The sequence below is a fragment of the Peterkaempfera bronchialis genome (genome assembly GCF_003258605.2).
Classification (GTDB): domain Bacteria; phylum Actinomycetota; class Actinomycetes; order Streptomycetales; family Streptomycetaceae; genus Peterkaempfera; species Peterkaempfera bronchialis.
This window is the reverse complement of sequence record NZ_CP031264.1, coordinates 5282805-5299621: the sequence shown is the minus strand read 5'-3', so window position 1 is coordinate 5299621 and position 16817 is coordinate 5282805. Positions and strand designations below refer to the sequence as shown.

The window sequence follows — 16817 nt, the reverse complement described above, 5'->3', positions numbered from 1 at the left end:
TTCAGTCCTCCAGTGCGGCGAGGCCGGGGAGCGTCTTGCCCTCAAGGTATTCGAGGGAGGCGCCGCCACCCGTCGAAATGTGTCCGAACTTCGCCTCGTCGAAGCCCAGGGTGCGGACGGCAGCTGCGGAGTCGCCGCCGCCGACCACGGTGAAGGCGGAGCTGTCCAGCAGGCCCTGCGCCACCGCCTTGGTGCCCTCGGCGAAGGCCGGGTGCTCGAAGACGCCCATCGGCCCGTTCCAGAAGACGGTGGCGGCGTCGGCGAGCTTGGCGGCGAAGAGCCGGCCGCTCTCCGGGCCGATGTCCAGGCCCAGCTTGCCGTCCGGCATGGCGTCGGCGGCGACGACCTCGAAGTCCTCGACCGGGGCGCCGGTCTTGACGTCCGGGAAGGACCCGGAGACGGCGACGTCCACCGGGAGCACAAACTCCACACCGGCCTTCTCGGCCCGCTCCAGGTAGTCCTGGACGACCGGGATCTGGTCCTCCTGGAGCAGGCTGGAGCCCACCTCGTAGCCCTTGGCCTTGAGGAAGGTGAAGACCATGCCGCCGCCGATCAGGATGCGGTCGGCCTTGCCCAGCAGGTTCTCGATCACGCCGAGCTTGTCGGAGACCTTGGAGCCGCCGAGGACCACCGCGTACGGGCGGGCGACGTCCTCGGTGAGCCGCTTGAGCACACCGACCTCGGTGGCGATCAGCTGGCCGGCCGCGTGCGGCAGCCGGGCCGGGAGGTCGTAGACCGAGGCGTGCTTGCGGTGCACCGCGCCGAAGCCGTCGCCGACGTACAGGTCGGCCAGCGCGGCCAGGGCGTCGGCGAAGGCGCCGCGCTCGGCGTCGTCCTTGCTGGTCTCGCCCGGGTTGAAGCGCAGGTTCTCCAGCAGCGCGACCTGGCCGTCGCCCAGTGCGGCGACGGTGGCCTGCGCGTCCTCGCCCACGGTGTCCGCGGCGAAGGCGACATCGCGGCCGAGGATCTCGGCGAGCCGGCGGGCGACGGGGGCGAGCGAGAACTGCGGGTCCGGGGCGCCCTTGGGGCGGCCCAGGTGGGAGGCGACGATCACCTTGGCGCCGGACTGCGCCAGCTTGGCGATGGTCGGGGCGACCGCGCGGATGCGGCCGTCGTCGGTGATGGTCGCACCGGAGAGCGGGACGTTGAGGTCGGCGCGGACGAACACCCGCTGGCCGGCGACGTCCAGGTCGTCGATGGTCTTCACGGTGGGGTCTCCTGATGACGGTGGAGCGGGTCGGCGGCGCTGCGGCGGGCCGCCGGGTGGGCAACGCGCTGAGGGTGCGCCCGCGCGCGGCACGGGCGGGACAGGGGACAGGGTCCGGACCGGCGCATCAGCGCACCCGTCCGGACCCTGTCCCTCACATCACGTCAGCCCGCGAGCGTCAGAGCCGGCCACCGATGAAGGTGGTCAGGTCGACGAGGCGGTTGGAGTAGCCCCACTCGTTGTCGTACCAGCCGACGACCTTGACCTGGTTGCCCTGGGCCATCGTCAGCGGCGAGTCGAAGGTGCACGACGCCGGCCAGTTGACGATGTCCGAGGAGACGATCGGGTCGGTGCTGTAGGACAGGATGCCCTTGAGCTGGCCCTCGGCGGCCTTCTGGAAGGCGGCGTTGACCTCGTCCTTGGTGACGTCGCGCTCCAGGGTGACCACGAGGTCGGTGACCGAGCCGGTCGGGACCGGGACGCGCATGGCGATGCCGTCCAGCTTGCCCTTGAGCTCGGGGATGACCAGCGCGGTCGCCTTGGCGGCACCGGTGGAGGTCGGGATGATGTTCTGCGCGGCGGCGCGGGCGCGGCGCAGGTCCTTGTGCGGGAAGTCCAGGATGACCTGGTCGTTGGTGTACGCGTGGACCGTGGTCATCAGGCCCTTGACGATGCCGAAGTTCTCCAGCAGCACCTTGGCCATCGGCGCCACACAGTTGGTGGTGCACGAGGCGTTGGAGATGATGGTGTGCTTGGCGGCGTCGTACTTGTCCTCGTTGACGCCCATCACGATGGTGATGTCCTCGTCGGAGGCGGGCGCCGAGATGATGACCTTCTTCGCACCGGCCGCGACGTGCTTCTTCGCCGCCTCGGCCTTGGTGAAGATACCGGTCGACTCGATCACGATGTCCGCGCCGAGCTCGCCCCACGGGAGGGCGGCCGGGTCGCGCTCGGCGATGGCCTTGAAGGTCTTGCCACCGACGGTGATGGAGTCGCCGGAGTGGGTGACCTCGGCGTTGAGGCGGCCCAGAATGGTGTCGTACTTGAGCAGGTGCGCCAGGGTCGCGTTGTCGGTCAGGTCGTTGACACCGACGATCTCGATGTCCGCGCCCTGGGCCAGAGCCGCACGGAAGAAGTTGCGGCCGATGCGGCCGAACCCGTTGATGCCTACCCGGATCGTCACGAACCGATCTCCTCTGAGGTACGCCGGACGCTAAGCCGACGGGGTGGATTGGGATGTCCCCGACCGAGTACGACCCTACCTCGCCCGGGTGTCCGGCAGCACACACGGGCGGCGCGGCGGCCCCGTACGGCAGTGCTTCGGGGACCGTGGGCCCGCCTCCCCGGGGGCCGTACGGGCCCTGCCCGGCTGCTCGTTCGAGCACGCACCGTATGCGGCCGGGTGTGGCGCGGCTCAGAAGCCGCCGCCGCCGTCGCCGCCTCCGAACCCGCCGCCGAACCCGCCGCCGAAGTCGCCACCGCCACCCATGCCGTCGCCCATGCCGCCACCCGAGCCGCCACCCGAGCCGCCGTCGTCGAAGCCGCCCGAGAAGCCGTCGCCGCCGGGGCCGCCCCAGCCGCCGGGCCCGTACCAGCCGCCGTAGCCCCAGGGGCCCAGACTGCTGCCGAGCATGGTGCCCACCAGCAGGCCGGGCAGCAGCATCGACCCGTAGCCGCCGAAGTAGCCGACCGTCCACGGGGCGTAGGCCGGACCCGCGTCCCAGTACGGCACCCGGCCGGCGGCCGTGGGGACGGTGCGCACCGCCGGCTCCAGGCCGTCGGCGAGCCGGGTGGCGTCGGCCGCGCAGACCGGGACCGCGCGGACCGCCCCGCCCGGCGGGGCCCACTCGGCGTCCCGCACCGAGGGCCCGTGCCGGGGGTCGAAGAAGCAGGGCGGCCGGCGCTCGGGCAGCGCCCGGCCGGCCCGGCGGGCGTCCAGCCGGGCCAGCGCGAAGCGGCCCTCCTCCAGTGCCTCGGCCACCGCCTGCATGTCCTCCGGCCGGGCGGCCGTCGCCTGGGCCTGCTTGGCGCGCTCATAGGCGTCCAGCGCGCTGCGGTAGTCGTCCAGCGCCTCGGGGGTGGCGTCGGGGCCGGTGGGGGTGAAGTCCAGCCGGTCGAGGCTCTCGCCATAGGCGGTGATGTCCTCGTCCACGGCGGACCGCACCTGCTCCAACTCGGCCTGCTGCCGCCGCCGCTGCTGCCGCCGCGCGGTGCGGCGCACCAGCAGCAGCCCGCCGCCGACCACCGCCAGCACGGCGACCATGCCGACCAGCACGCCGCCCCCGGAGCCTCCGCCGCCACTGCCGCTGCCGCCCGTCGTACGGCCGCCCGAGGTCGCCGCTGCGACATCCGCGACAAAGCCGTCCAGGATCGCGGCGGGGTCGCCGGGGTGGTCCCGCACATTGCGGTCGGCCAGCTGCCGCGCGGTCGCGCCGGGCAGTACCGAGGAGTCGGAGGCGGCGCCGAACCGCGAACCCAGGGCGACCGCGTAGACGCCGGGGCGTCCCACCGCCGCCCGCAGCCGGTCGAAGACCGCATTGCCGCCGTAGCCGGGGTCGGCCGGCAGCACCGCCACATAGACGGGGACGCCGCTCGCCCTGATCCGTCCGGCGAGCGCCGAGGCGTCCGCCGGGGAGAGCTTGGCGGACGCCGCCGGGTCGACATAGACGGGGTTCTGCCGCAGGGCGGCGGCCACCTGCCCGATGCCGGTGGCCGCCCGGGCCGCGGGTACCGGGCCGAGCACGGCGGCCAGCGCCGCGAGGAGCACGGCCCAGAGCAGAATCAGCCGGTTTGTCCTCATAGCGGTCCGCTACCCGGACTGGGGCGGTGGAGTCCTCCGCCTCGGAGCCGGTCACAGCCCATACCGCTCGATCCGCTCGATCCATTGACATGCCCCTGAGGCGACGTCATCATCGACCACGCCGCAGTGGGAGCGCTCCCACCCCATGTCTGCACCCCCCTGCCCCCAGCTTTCGCGGCCCGGACAGTGGCATCCGCTGCCCGCCCCGTGCCCAGTCCCCCCACCCCCGGCGCCGCCCCCGCCGGGCCCCCGCGCGCCGTACGGGAAGGACGCCATGCCGCGCTCTGACGGACACCCGCCCCGCCGTTCCACCGCCGCTCCCCCGCCACCCGCCCGCCGCCGCCTCGCCGGGCTCGCGCTGGCCGGCGCACTCGCCGCCGGCGCCCTGCTGCCGATGCACTTCGCCGCCCCCGCCGCAGCCGCCACCACGTTCAACTACGGCGAGGCGCTCCAGAAGTCGCTGCTCTTCTACGAGGCCCAGCAGTCCGGCAAGCTGCCCGCCACCAACCGCGTCTCCTGGCGCGGCGACTCCGCGCTCAACGACGGCAAGGACGTCGGTCTGGACCTCACCGGCGGCTGGTACGACGCCGGCGACCATGTGAAGTTCGGCCTGCCGATGGCCTCCTCCACCACCCTGCTCGCCTGGGGCGGCATCGCCGAGAAGAAGGCGTACACCGACTCCGGCCAGATGCAGTACCTCAAGAACAGCCTGCGCTACGTCAACGACTACTTCATCAAGGCCCACCCCTCGGCCAATGTGCTCTACGGGCAGGTCGGCAACGGCACCAAGGACCACGCCTGGTGGGGTCCGGCCGAGGTGCTGCCGATGGACCGCCCGGCGTACAAGATCGACGCCTCCTGCCCCGGCTCCGACCTGGCCGGCGAGACCGCCGCCGCGATGGCCTCCTCCTCCATGGTCTTCGCCGACAGCGACCCGGCGTACGCGGACAAGCTGCTCACCCACGCCAAGCAGCTGTACTCCTTCGCCGACGCCTACCGGGGCAAGTACAGCGACTGCATCACCGACGCCAAGGACTACTACAACTCCTGGAGCGGCTACAACGACGAGCTGGTCTGGGGCGCCATCTGGCTCTACAAGGCCACCGGTGACGCCTCCTACCTGGCCAAGGCCGAGTCGTACTACGCCAACCTCTCCACCGAGCCGCAGACCACCACCCGCTCCTACAAGTGGACCCTGGCCTGGGACGACAAGTCCTATGGCTGCTATGTGCTGCTGGCCCAGCTCACCGGCAAGCAGCAGTACACCGACGACGCCAACCGCTGGCTCGACTGGTGGACCGTCGGCGTCAACGGCAGCAAGGTCAACTACTCCCCCGGCGGCGAGGCCGTGCTGGACTCCTGGGGTTCGCTGCGCTACGCCGCCAACACCGCCTTTGTCGCGCTGGTCTACTCGGACGGGCTGACCGGCGACGCCACCCGCAAGGCCCGCTACCACGACTTCGCGGTGCGGCAGATCGGCTATGCGCTGGGCGACAACCCCCGCAAGGCCAGCTACATGATCGGCTTCGGCGCCAACCCGCCGCAGAACCCGCACCACCGCACCGCGCACGGCTCCTGGACCGACCAGATGACCAACCCGGTGCAGACCCGCCACACCCTCTACGGCGCCCTGGTCGGCGGCCCCGCGTCGCCGGACGACAAGTACACCGACGACCGCAGCAACTACACCGACAACGAGGTCGCCACCGACTACAACGCCGCCTTCACCGGCGCGCTGGCCCGCCTGTACGCGGAGTACGGCGGCAGCCCGGTGGCGAACTTCCCGCCCAAGGAGACCCCGGACGGGCCGGAGATGTCGGTCCAGGCGTCGGTGAACGCCACCGGCAGCAACTTCACCGAGATCAAGGCGTACCTGATCAACAAGTCGGCGTGGCCGGCCCGGGCGCTCACCCACGCCTCGCTGCGCTACTACTTCACGCTGGAGCCCGGCGTCAGCCCGAGCCAGATCACGCTCACCACCAACTACAACCAGTGCGGGCAGGTCACCGGGCCGACCCAGTTCAAGGACAGCGTCTACTACGTGACCGTGGACTGCTCCAACACCTCCATCGCCCCGGCGGGCCAGTCGGCCTACCGCAAGGAGGTCCAGTTCCGGATCGCCTCCTCGGGCGCCTGGGACCCGGCCAATGACTGGTCGTACCGGGGCATCGCCACCACGCCGGGCGCCACCCCGGTCGACGCGGCCAACATCGTGCTGCTGGAGGGCACGGCACCGCAGTGGGGCGCCACTCCGGACGGCTCCGGCTCCACGCCGACGCCGACCCCGACGCCCACGCCGACCCCCACTCCGACCCCGACCCCGACGCGCACGCCCACCCCGACGCCGACGCCGACGCCGACGCCGACCCCCACCCCGACGCCGACGCCCACCCCGACCAGTTCCCCCGGGGCCTGCGCGGTGACCTACACGGTGAACAGCTGGGGCACCGGCTTCACAGCCGACGTCACGGTGAAGAACACCGGCACCACCACCCTCAGCAGCTGGTCGCTGGGCTTCTCCTTCAAGGGCTCCGAGAAGATCACCAGCGCCTGGAACGCGACCGTGTCCCAGTCCGGGGCCGCCGTCACCGCTGCCAGCGCCGCCTACAACGGCACCCTCGCCCCCGGTGCCTCGGCCGCCTTCGGCTTCCAGGCTTCGGGCGCCCCCGCCGCGAACCCGTCCCCCTTCACGCTCAACGGCAAGACCTGTAGCTGACCCTCCCCCCTGGTGGCCCGGCCTGGCAGGGTGCAGGCCGGGCCACCGCACTGCTTGAGCGAGCGTCAGCTGTGCTGTACGCGACGGAGGAAGACCCACAGCGCATGGGCCAGCGCGATGGCCGCGACGGTGCAGGCGGCGACCAGCAGGGGCAGCACCAGGCCGCGGTGCAGGACCAGCCAGCCGCCCCCGGCGGCGCCGCCCGCCAGCGCGACGACGGCGCCGATCCGCCGCCCGGCCCGGGGGTTGGTGCCTCCGGCCGGCGAGGACTCCGCGATCAGGCCGGTGAGGATGGTGGTGAGGACCGTGGTGCTCATATCGGGTACGGCCAGCCGACGCACGGTGGCGTTGCGGATGCCCATGGCCGTCGCCAGTACGGCGATGGCGCCCTGGTGGCCGCCGGACCCGTCCGTGACGGCCACCACCAGCGCGGCCACCGCGATCAGCAGGGACTCGGCGGTCAGCGCGCCGCTCACCCACTGCGCCCGGGGCCGCCCGGCCATCACCAGCGCCAGGCGCCCCCCGGACAGCGTGCCGAGGGCGAACCCGGCCAGCGCGATCAGCGGCCGGACGATCGAGAAGCCGGGGGCACCGGCGGCCGAGAAGCCGAGGATGACCACATTGCCGGTCATATTCGCCGTGAAGACCCGCCCCAGGCCCAGATAGCAGACCGCGTCCAGGCACCCGGTGACCGTGGTCAGCGCCACCAGCACCACCAGCAGCGGCCGGTCGTTCCGGCGCTCCTCCATGGCTGCCACCGCCCGCTCCGACCCGACTGCCGACCGGCGTCCACCTTCGCACGGCCGTCGCCGGGGCCGGTCCGCGACGCGCGGTCCGACCCCGGCGGCAGGGCTGCCCGGAGGGCCCGGGCGGGCGAGGCGCTAGCTGATGGCGAAGTCGTCGCCGTAGACGTCGCCCTGGCCGTACCAGCCGTGCAGATACACCGTCACCGTGCCGGAGGAGCCGGTGGTGAAGGGCACCGTGAGCTTGGACCAGCTGGTGGAGGAGGTCCAGGAGCTGGCCGTGGCACCGCCGCTGACGCCCACGAAGGCGTAGCCGCCCTGCACCCAGGCGGTCAGCGTGTAGGAGGTGTTGGGGGCGAGGGTGACGGTCTGGCCGCACTCACCGGTCTGGCTCGCGGTCGCGGCGGCCTTGAGGGCATGGCTGCCGGAGTGCGCGGGGCTGCCCACCACGGCCCCGCCGGGCTGGCAGGTCCAGGGGCTGAGGCTGCCGCTCTCCAGTCCGGCATTGCCGAGGGTGCCGCCGGGGTTGCCGCCGGAGCCGGTGACGGTCAGGGTGTACGTCGCCGTGTGGCTGCCGGACGTGGCGGTGCCCTTGACGGTGATGGGGTAGGTGCCGGGCGCTGCCGTGGCGGACGCGGTGGCGGTGAGGGTGGCGGAGCCGCCGGCGTTCACCGAGGACGGGCTGATGCCGACGGTGACCCCGGCGGGGGCTCCGCTGGTGGTCAGGGCGACCGTCTGGGCCTGGCCGGAGGTCACCGCGGTCTGCACGGTGGCGGTGGTGGAGCCGCCGGGTGCCACCGAGCCGGACGCCGTGGAGAGCCCGACCGAGAAGTCGTTGCCCACCGGGGTTGTGGAGCCGCCGGTGAAAGGGGCGAAGGTGCGGGTGAACGCCCAGGTGTCCTGGGCGATGCCGGAGCAGTTGTCCGCGCCGCCGGTGCCGGGGCAGCCGCCGTTGTCGCGTTGCAGGGCCCAGAAGGACAGGGTGTTGATGCCCTTGGAGACGGCCCAGTTGTAGACGGTGGCGGCATTGGCGGTGGTGAAGGTCTCGGCGGGGCCGTAGTCGTCGATGCCCGGCATCTCGGTGACGCCGACCATGCCCCACAGCTGGGCGTCGGTCTTCGACGGGTAGAGCTGCGCCAGCTGGTTGCGCAGGCCGGTGGCGGCGGTCTGGGTGTCGGTCGCCATGTTGTGGGAGGCGCCGTCGTAGTAGTCGAACGTCATCAGGTTGACGACGTCGATCCGGGCGTTGTTGGTGACCGCGTTGCGCAGCACGGCGAGTCCGCTGGAGGCGAGGCCGCTGGTGGTGGTGGGCAGGGTGTACGAGAACTGCACGGTGCGCCCATTGGCGGCGGCCCAGTCCTCGACCAGCTTGACGGCCTTGTTGCGGCGGTCGATGCCGGCCGAGTTGTTGAGCGAGTTGTCCTCGATGTCGAGGTCGATCCGGCTGATGTCGTAGGTGGTGATGACCTTTTCGAAGGCGGTGGCGATGGAGTTGACGTCGGTGCAGCTGTCGGCGAGTTCGGTGCCGGTGTTGTCGGCGGTGTAGCCGCCGAAGGACGGGATGACGTCGCCGCCGTTGGCCTTGATCGTGGATATGTCGCTGCCGAAGGTGGCGGCGGAGACCGGCATGCTGCTGTCACCGTTCCAGTAGGGCGTGCAGGAGCCCTTACTGGCGGTCTGGAGGAAGGCCATGGTCAGGTGCTTGGCACCGGACTGGGCGGCGAGGGCGGCCGGGCTGTCTCCGGTCCATGCCTCGAAGTAGGGGGCGAAGACGCGGTTCGGCAGCGGCGTCGCCGCCTGTGCGGCTCCGCCCCCGACGGCGGTCGGCCCGGCGAAGGCGGCGGCGGTGAGCAGGGCGGTCAGCGCCGCGCGGATGGTGCGCTTGGCTCTCATCAGGGTGCTCCCACGGAGTGAGACGGCGAAGGGGATGAGTGCATCCGCCTCCGCGGGCGGTGCCCGATGTCGCCACTGCGGAAGGGGAGGTCCGGTCGCACCGGGTCGGGGAGGGGCTGCCGGTGTGCGGGCCATCGACCATGATTGGACTAGACCACTTTGGTGTCAAGGGATCCGGCTCCACCGGACTCCGGAAACGCGGAACGCCCCGCAGCCCGCCCGGGGGGGCGGCTGCGGGGCGCTGCGGTCGGTACCGGCCGAGGTCAGCCGGCGACCATCTCCTCCGTCAGATTGGCCTCGGTGCTGGGCAGTCCCAGCTCCAGGGCGCGCTTGTCGGCCATCGCCAGCAGGCGGCGGATGCGCCCCGCGACGGCGTCCTTGGTCAGCGGCGGGTCGGCGAGCGAGCCCAGCTCCTCCAGGGAAGCCTGCTTGTGCTCCATCCGCAGCCGGCCGGCGGCGGCCAGATGCTCCGGCACCTCCTCGCCGAGGATCTCCAGGGCCCGCTGGACCCGGGCGCCGGCCGCGACTGCGGCACGGGCGGAGCGGCGGAGGTTGGCGTCGTCGAAGTTGGCGAGCCGGTTGGCGGTGGCCCGCACCTCGCGGCGCATCCGGCGCTCCTCCCAGGCGAGCACCGACTCATGGGCGCCCAGCCGGGTCAGCAGCGCGCCGATGGCGTCGCCGTCGCGGACCACCACCCGGTCCACGCCGCGCACCTCGCGGGCCTTGGCCGCGATACCGAGCCGGCGGGCCGCGCCGACCAGGGCGAGCGCTGCCTCGGAGCCGGGGCAGGTGATCTCCAGCGAGGAGGACCTACCGGGCTCGGTCAGCGAGCCATGCGCCAGGAAGGCGCCGCGCCAGGCGGCCTCCGCATCGCAGGTGGCGCCGGAGACCACCGCCGGGGGCAGGCCCCGGATGGGCCGTCCCCGCCCGTCCACCAGTCCGGTCTGCCGGGCCAGCAGGTCGCCGTCCTTGATCACCCGCACCACGTACCGGCTGCCGCGCCGCAGGCCGCCGGGGGCCATCACCACCAGCTCCGAGGAGTGGCCGAAGATCTCCAGCAGGTCCTTGCGCAGCCGCCGTGCCGCGAAGGTGGTGTCCAGCTCCGCCTCGATCACGATGCGTCCGCTCACCAGGTGCAGACCACCCGCGAACCGCAGCACCGCCGACACCTCCGCCTTGCGGCAGCAGGTCCGGGTGACAGGAAGCCGGCTGATCTCGTCCTTCACAGCTGGAGTCATCGCCATGCGCCGATCCTTCCATGTGTCCGGAAAATCCGGTCGTACGCGGCGGCCAAGAGCTCTGGGTCGTGTCGCGGCGTACCGTCCGCCGCCGCCACCCGGTCGAGCACCAGTTCGCCGCCCATCCGCCCGGCGGCCTTCTCCAGGCCGGGCAGGTCGGCGTCGCCGAAGGCGCCGCCGGTCACCGCGCCCTCGTCCACCAGGATGGCGTCCACCATGAGCTGCGGGGCGTGGTGGGCAAGGACCTCCAGGTGGCGCTGCGGGGTGAAGCCCTCGGTCTCGCCGGGCTGCGGGGCCAGGTTGAGGGTGAGCAGCCGCCGCGCCTTGGTGGCGAAGAGCGCCTCGGCCAGCTCGGGGACCATCAGGTGCGGCAGCACGCTGGTGAACCACGAGCCGGGGCCGAGCACCACCCAGTCGGCGTCCCGCACGGCGGCGACCGCCTCCGGGACGGCCGGCGGGTTCTCCGGCAGCAGCCGGATGGACTGCACGGTGCCGGGCGTGACCGCGACGTCGGCCTGCCCGCGCACGGTCCCGATCTCGCCGGGGCGGTCCGGGTCATGGCCGCGCACGGTGGCCTCGATGTCCAGCGGTACGGCGGACATCGGCAGTACCCGGCCGTGGGCGCCCAGCAGCCGTCCGACCCACTCCAGGGCGGCGACATGGTCGCCCAACTTCTCCCAGAGGGCGACGATCAGCAGATTGCCGACGGCATGGCCGTGCAGCTCGCCGTCGCTGGTGAAGCGGTGCTGGATGACCTCGGACCAGGTACGGCCCCACTCGTCGTCGCCGCAGAGCGCGGCCAGCGCTTTGCGCAGGTCCCCGGGGGGCAGCACGCCCAGCTCCTCGCGCAGCCGACCGCTGGAGCCGCCGTCGTCCGCGACGGTGACCACGGCGGTCAGGTCGGCGGTGAGCCGGCGCAGCGCCGACAGCGACGCGGAGAGTCCCTGGCCGCCGCCCAGCGCCACGATCTTGGGGGCGGCGGCCCGGTGGGCATTTCCGTGCCCCCGGTCGGCAGCCCTGCGGTGGATCTGCCGCCCCGGAGTGTGTCCCGTCACCCGTGCCCCACGTTCCTCTGCCGACCGCCGGCCCCGCGCCCCGGGCCGACTCGGCCCGGGGCGGAAGGGTCGCTGCGGTCACTCCCGTCCCATGTCGCGGTGCACCAGGACCGTCTCCACTCCGTCCGCGATCAGCCGCTTGGCCAGCCGCTCCGACATGGCGACACTCCGGTGCTTCCCCCCGGTGCAGCCTACGGCAAGCGTCATGTAGCGCTTGCCCTCGCGGCGGAAGCCGGCGGTCACGATACGGAGCAGTTCGGAGTACCCGTCCAGGAACTCCTTGGCGCCGGGCTGGTCGAAGACATAGCGGGCGACCTCGTCGTCGGTGCCGGTGCGGGGCCGCAGCTCGGGCACCCAGTGCGGATTGGGCAGGAAGCGGCAGTCCACCACCAGGTCGGCGTCGACGGGCAGGCCGTACTTGAAGCCGAAGGACATCACGGTGGCGCGCAGCTCCGGCTCGCCCTCGCCGGAGAACTGCGCATCCAGCTTGGCGCGCAGCTCGTGCACATTGAGGCTGGAGGTGTCGATCACCAGGTCGGCCTCGCCGCGCAGCTCGCGCAGCAAGTCGCGCTCACGCGCTATTCCGTCGACGATCCGGCCGTCGCCCTGGAGCGGGTGCGGGCGGCGGACGCTCTCGAAGCGGCGGACCAGGGCGTCGTCGGATGCCTCCAGGAAGACCACCCGCAGCCGCACCCCGCGCCGCTCCAGCTCCTCCAGGGAGGTCAGCAGGTCGTCGAAGAAGCGGCGGCCCCGGACATCGACCACCACGCCTATACGGGCCACCGCACCCTGCGAGCGGGCCCCGAGGTCGACCATGGTCGGTATCAAGGAGGGCGGGAGGTTGTCCACGACGAACCAGCCCAGGTCCTCAAGGCACTTGGCCGCGGTGCTGCGGCCCGCCCCGGACATGCCCGAGATGATCACCAGCTCGGGGACGTTCTCTCCCGTACCGGACACAGTCACTGTTCTTCCCCGCTTTCGGTGGTTCTGCTACGGAGAACGCGCCGGACGCCCCGGGGCTTCCCTGTGTCACCCGGGAGGGTGACGACTACCGCCACCGGGCGGATCCGGATCGGACCGGATGCGTCGGCCGTCATCGTGCCTCCTGCTCTTCAATGATCTCTCCTGTGGAGGTGTTCACCGCTGGAGCAGCCGGTGTACGGGAGGCCAACGCGGCGGCAACAGCCTCCGCAGTCCGCCGCCCGACGCCCGGCACGGCGCAGATCTCCTCCACGGTGGCGGCGCGCAGCTTCTTCAGCGAACCGAAGTGCTTGAGCAGTGCCTGGCGGCGGCTCTCGCCGAGGCCCGGGACGGTGTCCAGCCCGCTGGCGGTGAGCCGCTTGGAGCGCTTGGAGCGCTGGTAGGAGATGGCGAACCGGTGCGCCTCGTCGCGGACCCGCTGGAGCAGATAGAGCCCCTCGCTGCTGCGGGGCAGCACCACCGGGTCGTCCTCGCCCGGCAGCCAGACCTCCTCCAGCCGCTTGGCCAGGCCGCACAGGGCCACCTCCTCGATGCCCAGCTCGTCCAGCGCCCGGCGGGCTGCGGCGACCTGCGGCTGCCCGCCGTCGACCACCACCAGCTGCGGGGGGTAGGCGAAGCGGCGGGGGCGGCCGGTCTCCGGGTCGATCGGGCCGGAGACCGGCTCCTCGCCGGGGGCGGGCGCCTCGCCGGACTCGGGGATGTCCCACTCGCCGGTCGCCTGCCGCTCCTGGAGGTAGCGCCGGAAGCGGCGGGTCACCACCTCGTGCATGGACCGCACATCGTCCTGGCCCGCAAAGCCCTTGATCGCAAACCGGCGGTACTCGCTCTTGCGGGCCAGGCCGTCCTCGAAGACCACCATGGAGGCGACCACGTCCTCGCCCTGGAGGTGCGAGATGTCGAAGCACTCGATGCGCAGCGGGGCGGTCTCCAGCCCCAGCGCGTCGGCGATCTCCTGGAGGGCGACGCTGCGGGTGGTGAGGTCGGAGGCGCGCTTGGTCTTGTGCAGGGCCAGGGTCTGCTGCGCATTGCGCTGCACCGTGGCCATCAGGTCCTTCTTGTCGCCGCGCTGCGGGACGCGCAGGTCGACCCGGGCCCCGCGCAGGGTGCAGAGCCAGTCGGCGACCGGCTCCAGCGGGTCGGGCAGCGCGGGGACCAGTACCTCCTTGGGGACGATGTCGTCGCCGCCGCCGTACAGCTGCTGAAGGGCGTGCTCGACCAGGGCGGCGGTGTCCACGTCCTCGACCTTGTCGGTCACCCAGCCGCGCTGGCCGCGCACCCGGCCGCCCCGCACATGGAAGATCTGGACGGCCGCCTCCAGCTCGTCCTCGGCGATGGCCAGCAGGTCGGCGTCGGTGCCGTCGGCCAGTACCACGGCCTGCTTCTCCATGGCGCGTCTGAGGGCGCCGATGTCATCCCGCAGCCGGGCGGCGCGCTCGTACTCCATCGCGGCGGCGGCCTCCCGCATCTGCTCCTCCAGGCGCCGCAGGTAGGTGCCGGTGCGGCCGGCCATGAAGTCGCAGAAGTCCTCGGCGAGGTCGCGGTGCTCCTGGGCGGAGACCCGGCCGACGCAGGGGGCGGAGCACTTGCCGATATAGCCCAGCAGGCAGGGGCGGCCCACCTGGTTCGCCCGCTTGAAGACGCCTGCGGAGCAGGTGCGCACGGGGAAGACCCGGAGCAGCAGGTCGACGGTCTCCCGGATGGCCCAGGCGTGCCCGTAGGGGCCGAAGTAGCGCACGCCCTTGCGGTGCGGGCCGCGCATCACCTGGACCCGGGGGAACTCCTCGTTCATCGTCACCGCGAGGGACGGGTAGCTCTTGTCGTCGCGGTACTTGACGTTGAAGCGGGGGTCGAACTCCTTGATCCAGGTGTACTCCAGCTGAAGCGCCTCGACCTCGGTGCCGACCACCGTCCACTCCACGGAGGCGGCCGTGGTGACCATGGTGGCGGTGCGCGGGTGGAGGTTGGCCAGGTCCTGGAAGTAGGAGGAGAGCCGCGAGCGCAGGCTCTTGGCCTTGCCGACATAGATCACCCGCCCATGGGCGTCTCGGAACTTGTAGACACCGGGCGAGTCCGGGATCTGCCCGGGCGCAGGACGGTATGTCGACGGGTCTGCCATGGTCACCACCGTACCGACTGGCGCCGACATCCCGGCCGGAGACTGCGCGGCGACCGGCTGCGCGGCGATCAGCTTCCGGCGATGAGCTTGCCGTCCTCGACCCGCACCGGGACCTCGGCCAGCGCGGTGGGGGCTGGGCCCTCCACCACCGAGCCGTCGGCGACCCGGAAGTGGCTGCCGTGGCAGGGGCACTGGATGAGCCCGTCGGCCACCTGGTCCACCACGCAGCCGGCGTGGGGGCAGACCGCGCTGAACGCCCTGAACTCGCCCTTGGTCGGCTGGGTGACCACAAGTCTGTCCTCCCGGTGGACGACGCCGCCGCCGACCGGCACCTCGGTGGGCGAGCCCAGGTCGATCGGGCCCCTGGGGACCGACGTACGAGGGCGCGCGGAGCCGCAGGCCGCCAGGCCGAGCGCCGCCGCACCGGCCACGCCCGCCACTGCGGCGCCGCGCAGCACCGTACGCCGGGCGGGACAGGGGGCGCTGTCGGCGGCGCTGCCAGGGGCGGTGTCACGGGCGGTGTCACAGGCGGTGTCACGGGCGGGGGCGGTCTCGGGGGCGGTCTCGGGGTGTCCGCTCTGGGGGTGGTGCATGCTCGGCGCTCCGTCGGTGCGGCTACGTGAGGCGGTCCAGGGCGTGTCCGGCGCCGCCGGGGTCGTCGCGACTCTACCTCCGGGGCAGCGCGGCTCCGGATACGGCGGTCGGTGCGGCGGGCTCGGGTACGACCCGGCCGGAACGCAGCAGGTCGACGGCGAGCGGCACACCGAGCACCACCGGTACCCAGAGCAGTGCCCAGAGCCGGTCCTGCTGGCTGACCAGCGGGTGGGCGGCGGCGGTGGCCACGCCGACCGCCGCCGCGGCGGCGGCCAGCACGCCGAGGACGCGGCAGCGGCGCAGCAGCGCCCAGCCGGCCAGGCAGAGCAGGACCGGCAGCAGCGGCTGGGCGGCCTGGTCGCGCAGCCACTGCGCCCAGTAGTGGACGTCCAGTCCGAGCAGCCGCTGCCAGGGGTCGGTGACCAGGGCCCGGTGGAAGTTGCGGCTGAAGGTGTCCTGGAGGCTCTCCGCCGCGTCCGGCAGCCGCAGGGCGGAGGCGCCGACCGCGATCAGCGCCGCCGAGGCGCCGGCCAGCGCGGCCAGCGGGACGGCCCCGGTGCGGGCGGCGGCCGGGGGTCGGCCGGGCCGGGCGAACAGCAGGCAGGCCGCTGCCAGGGCGAGGGCGCAGGCCAGCGTCAGCGCCGCCGAGTACTTCACCAGAGCGGTGGCCCCGAGCGCGGCGAGCAGCAGCCCCGCTCCGGCCGGGCGGCGGCCGTGCAGCAGCCACCAGGCGCCCAGCAGGGCCGCCAGCACCCCGACGGTCACGGCGCCCTCGGCCAGCGGCTGGGCGGTCCACCAGCCCAGGCGGCTGGAGAGGAAGAGGAGCTGCCCGGCCACGGCGGCCGTCGGTGACCCGCCGACCTGCCGCAGCACTGCGACGACCAGCAGCGACGCCCCGATGGCGAGGAGCAGGCCGGTCAGCCACATGCCCCGGGCGACGCCGATCAGAGCCACTGCGGGAGAGATCAGCAGGGGGTAGCCGGGCCTGGTCTCGAAGATCCGCTCATAGCGGGGGTCGGTCGGGGCAAGCCCGCCCGCATTGGTCCGCAGGCAGGTCCGCAGCCCGGTGTTGCGGCCGGCGTGGCTCCCGGCCGGGACCGGGTCGAGGGCGCGGCTCCGTTTGCGCTGCGCCGCCCGGTCGGCGCAGTACGCCCGGACCGCCTGCTGCCGGGCCTCGGCCGGGGAGGCGCCGAGGATCTCCAGGCTCTGCCGGGCGTAGCGGTAGGAGTCGTTGGCGAGCGTCCAGTTGGGGTGGGCGACCACCTGGAGGGCGGCGAACACCAGGGCCACCAGCAGCGGCACGGCGATGGCCCGGCGTGCCCCCGTACGGCCGCCCCCGACCGCCGGCGGGGTCTGCGGCGGGGCGGACCGCATCGGCGGCGGCCCGATGTGGACCAGCGGGTCGGGGGCCTCGGCGGCGGTCGGTGCGGACATACCGCCCATGGTGGGCACCGCTCCCCCGCCGCCCGCCGCC

The 16817-nt window shown here is 73.0% G+C and carries 12 protein-coding genes; 1 reads left to right on the top strand and 11 read right to left on the bottom strand.

Annotation, left to right across the window (positions count from 1 at the left end):
- Position 1: 1 nt before the first annotated feature.
- From C7M71_RS23455 to C7M71_RS30795, 3 genes are all read right to left on the bottom strand, one after another.
- Positions 2-1207: a phosphoglycerate kinase gene (locus tag C7M71_RS23455; protein ID WP_111490281.1), complete on the bottom strand. Its 1206-nt coding sequence runs from the start codon at positions 1205-1207 to the stop codon at positions 2-4.
- A 178-nt stretch (positions 1208-1385) separates the two neighbouring features.
- A complete protein-coding gene (gene gap, locus C7M71_RS23450; RefSeq protein ID WP_111490280.1) occupies positions 1386-2390 on the bottom strand; it encodes a type I glyceraldehyde-3-phosphate dehydrogenase in 1005 nt (334 codons plus the stop codon).
- A gap of 231 nt (positions 2391-2621) precedes the next feature.
- Positions 2622-4007, bottom strand: coding sequence for a hypothetical protein (locus tag C7M71_RS30795; protein ID WP_162824338.1), 1386 nt, complete (start codon positions 4005-4007; stop codon positions 2622-2624).
- A gap of 274 nt (positions 4008-4281) precedes the next feature.
- On the opposite strand from C7M71_RS30795, the gene C7M71_RS23440 reads away from it, so the two are divergent.
- The gene (locus C7M71_RS23440) at positions 4282-6723 is read left to right on the top strand and encodes a glycoside hydrolase family 9 protein (RefSeq protein WP_111492754.1); all 2442 of its coding nucleotides are present in this window, start codon (positions 4282-4284) and stop codon (positions 6721-6723) included.
- 65 nt (positions 6724-6788) lie between these two features.
- On the opposite strand, the gene C7M71_RS23435 is transcribed toward C7M71_RS23440, so the two are convergent.
- From C7M71_RS23435 to C7M71_RS23400, 8 genes are all read right to left on the bottom strand, one after another.
- Positions 6789-7472: a YoaK family protein gene (locus C7M71_RS23435; protein WP_111492753.1), complete on the bottom strand. Its 684-nt coding sequence runs from the start codon at positions 7470-7472 to the stop codon at positions 6789-6791.
- A 132-nt stretch (positions 7473-7604) separates the two neighbouring features.
- Positions 7605-9359 carry a glycosyl hydrolase family 18 protein gene (locus C7M71_RS23430; RefSeq protein WP_111492752.1) on the bottom strand — a complete coding sequence of 585 codons (1755 nt, stop codon included), beginning with the start codon at positions 9357-9359 and terminating at the stop codon, positions 7605-7607.
- Between the two features lie 263 nt (positions 9360-9622).
- Positions 9623-10603, bottom strand: coding sequence for a DNA-binding protein WhiA (whiA, locus tag C7M71_RS23425; protein WP_111492751.1), 981 nt, complete (start codon positions 10601-10603; stop codon positions 9623-9625).
- Positions 10594-11625, bottom strand: a complete 1032-nt coding sequence (locus C7M71_RS23420) for a gluconeogenesis factor YvcK family protein (RefSeq protein WP_229759215.1) — start codon at positions 11623-11625, stop codon at positions 10594-10596. The genes whiA and C7M71_RS23420 overlap by 10 nt, the downstream gene beginning before the upstream one ends.
- A gap of 105 nt (positions 11626-11730) precedes the next feature.
- Complete coding sequence (gene rapZ, locus C7M71_RS23415) at positions 11731-12615, bottom strand: RNase adapter RapZ (RefSeq protein WP_055589537.1); 885 nt, start codon at positions 12613-12615, stop codon at positions 11731-11733.
- Positions 12616-12745: 130 nt separating this feature from the next.
- Complete coding sequence (uvrC, locus tag C7M71_RS23410) at positions 12746-14749, bottom strand: excinuclease ABC subunit UvrC (RefSeq protein ID WP_111492749.1); 2004 nt, start codon at positions 14747-14749, stop codon at positions 12746-12748.
- 68 nt (positions 14750-14817) lie between these two features.
- Entirely contained in the window at positions 14818-15342 is a 525-nt protein-coding gene (locus tag C7M71_RS23405; protein ID WP_111492748.1) for a Rieske (2Fe-2S) protein, read from the bottom strand.
- Between the two features lie 73 nt (positions 15343-15415).
- The gene (locus tag C7M71_RS23400) at positions 15416-16777 is read right to left on the bottom strand and encodes a hypothetical protein (protein ID WP_162824337.1); all 1362 of its coding nucleotides are present in this window, start codon (positions 16775-16777) and stop codon (positions 15416-15418) included.
- Between the last annotated feature and the right edge of the window lie 40 nt (positions 16778-16817).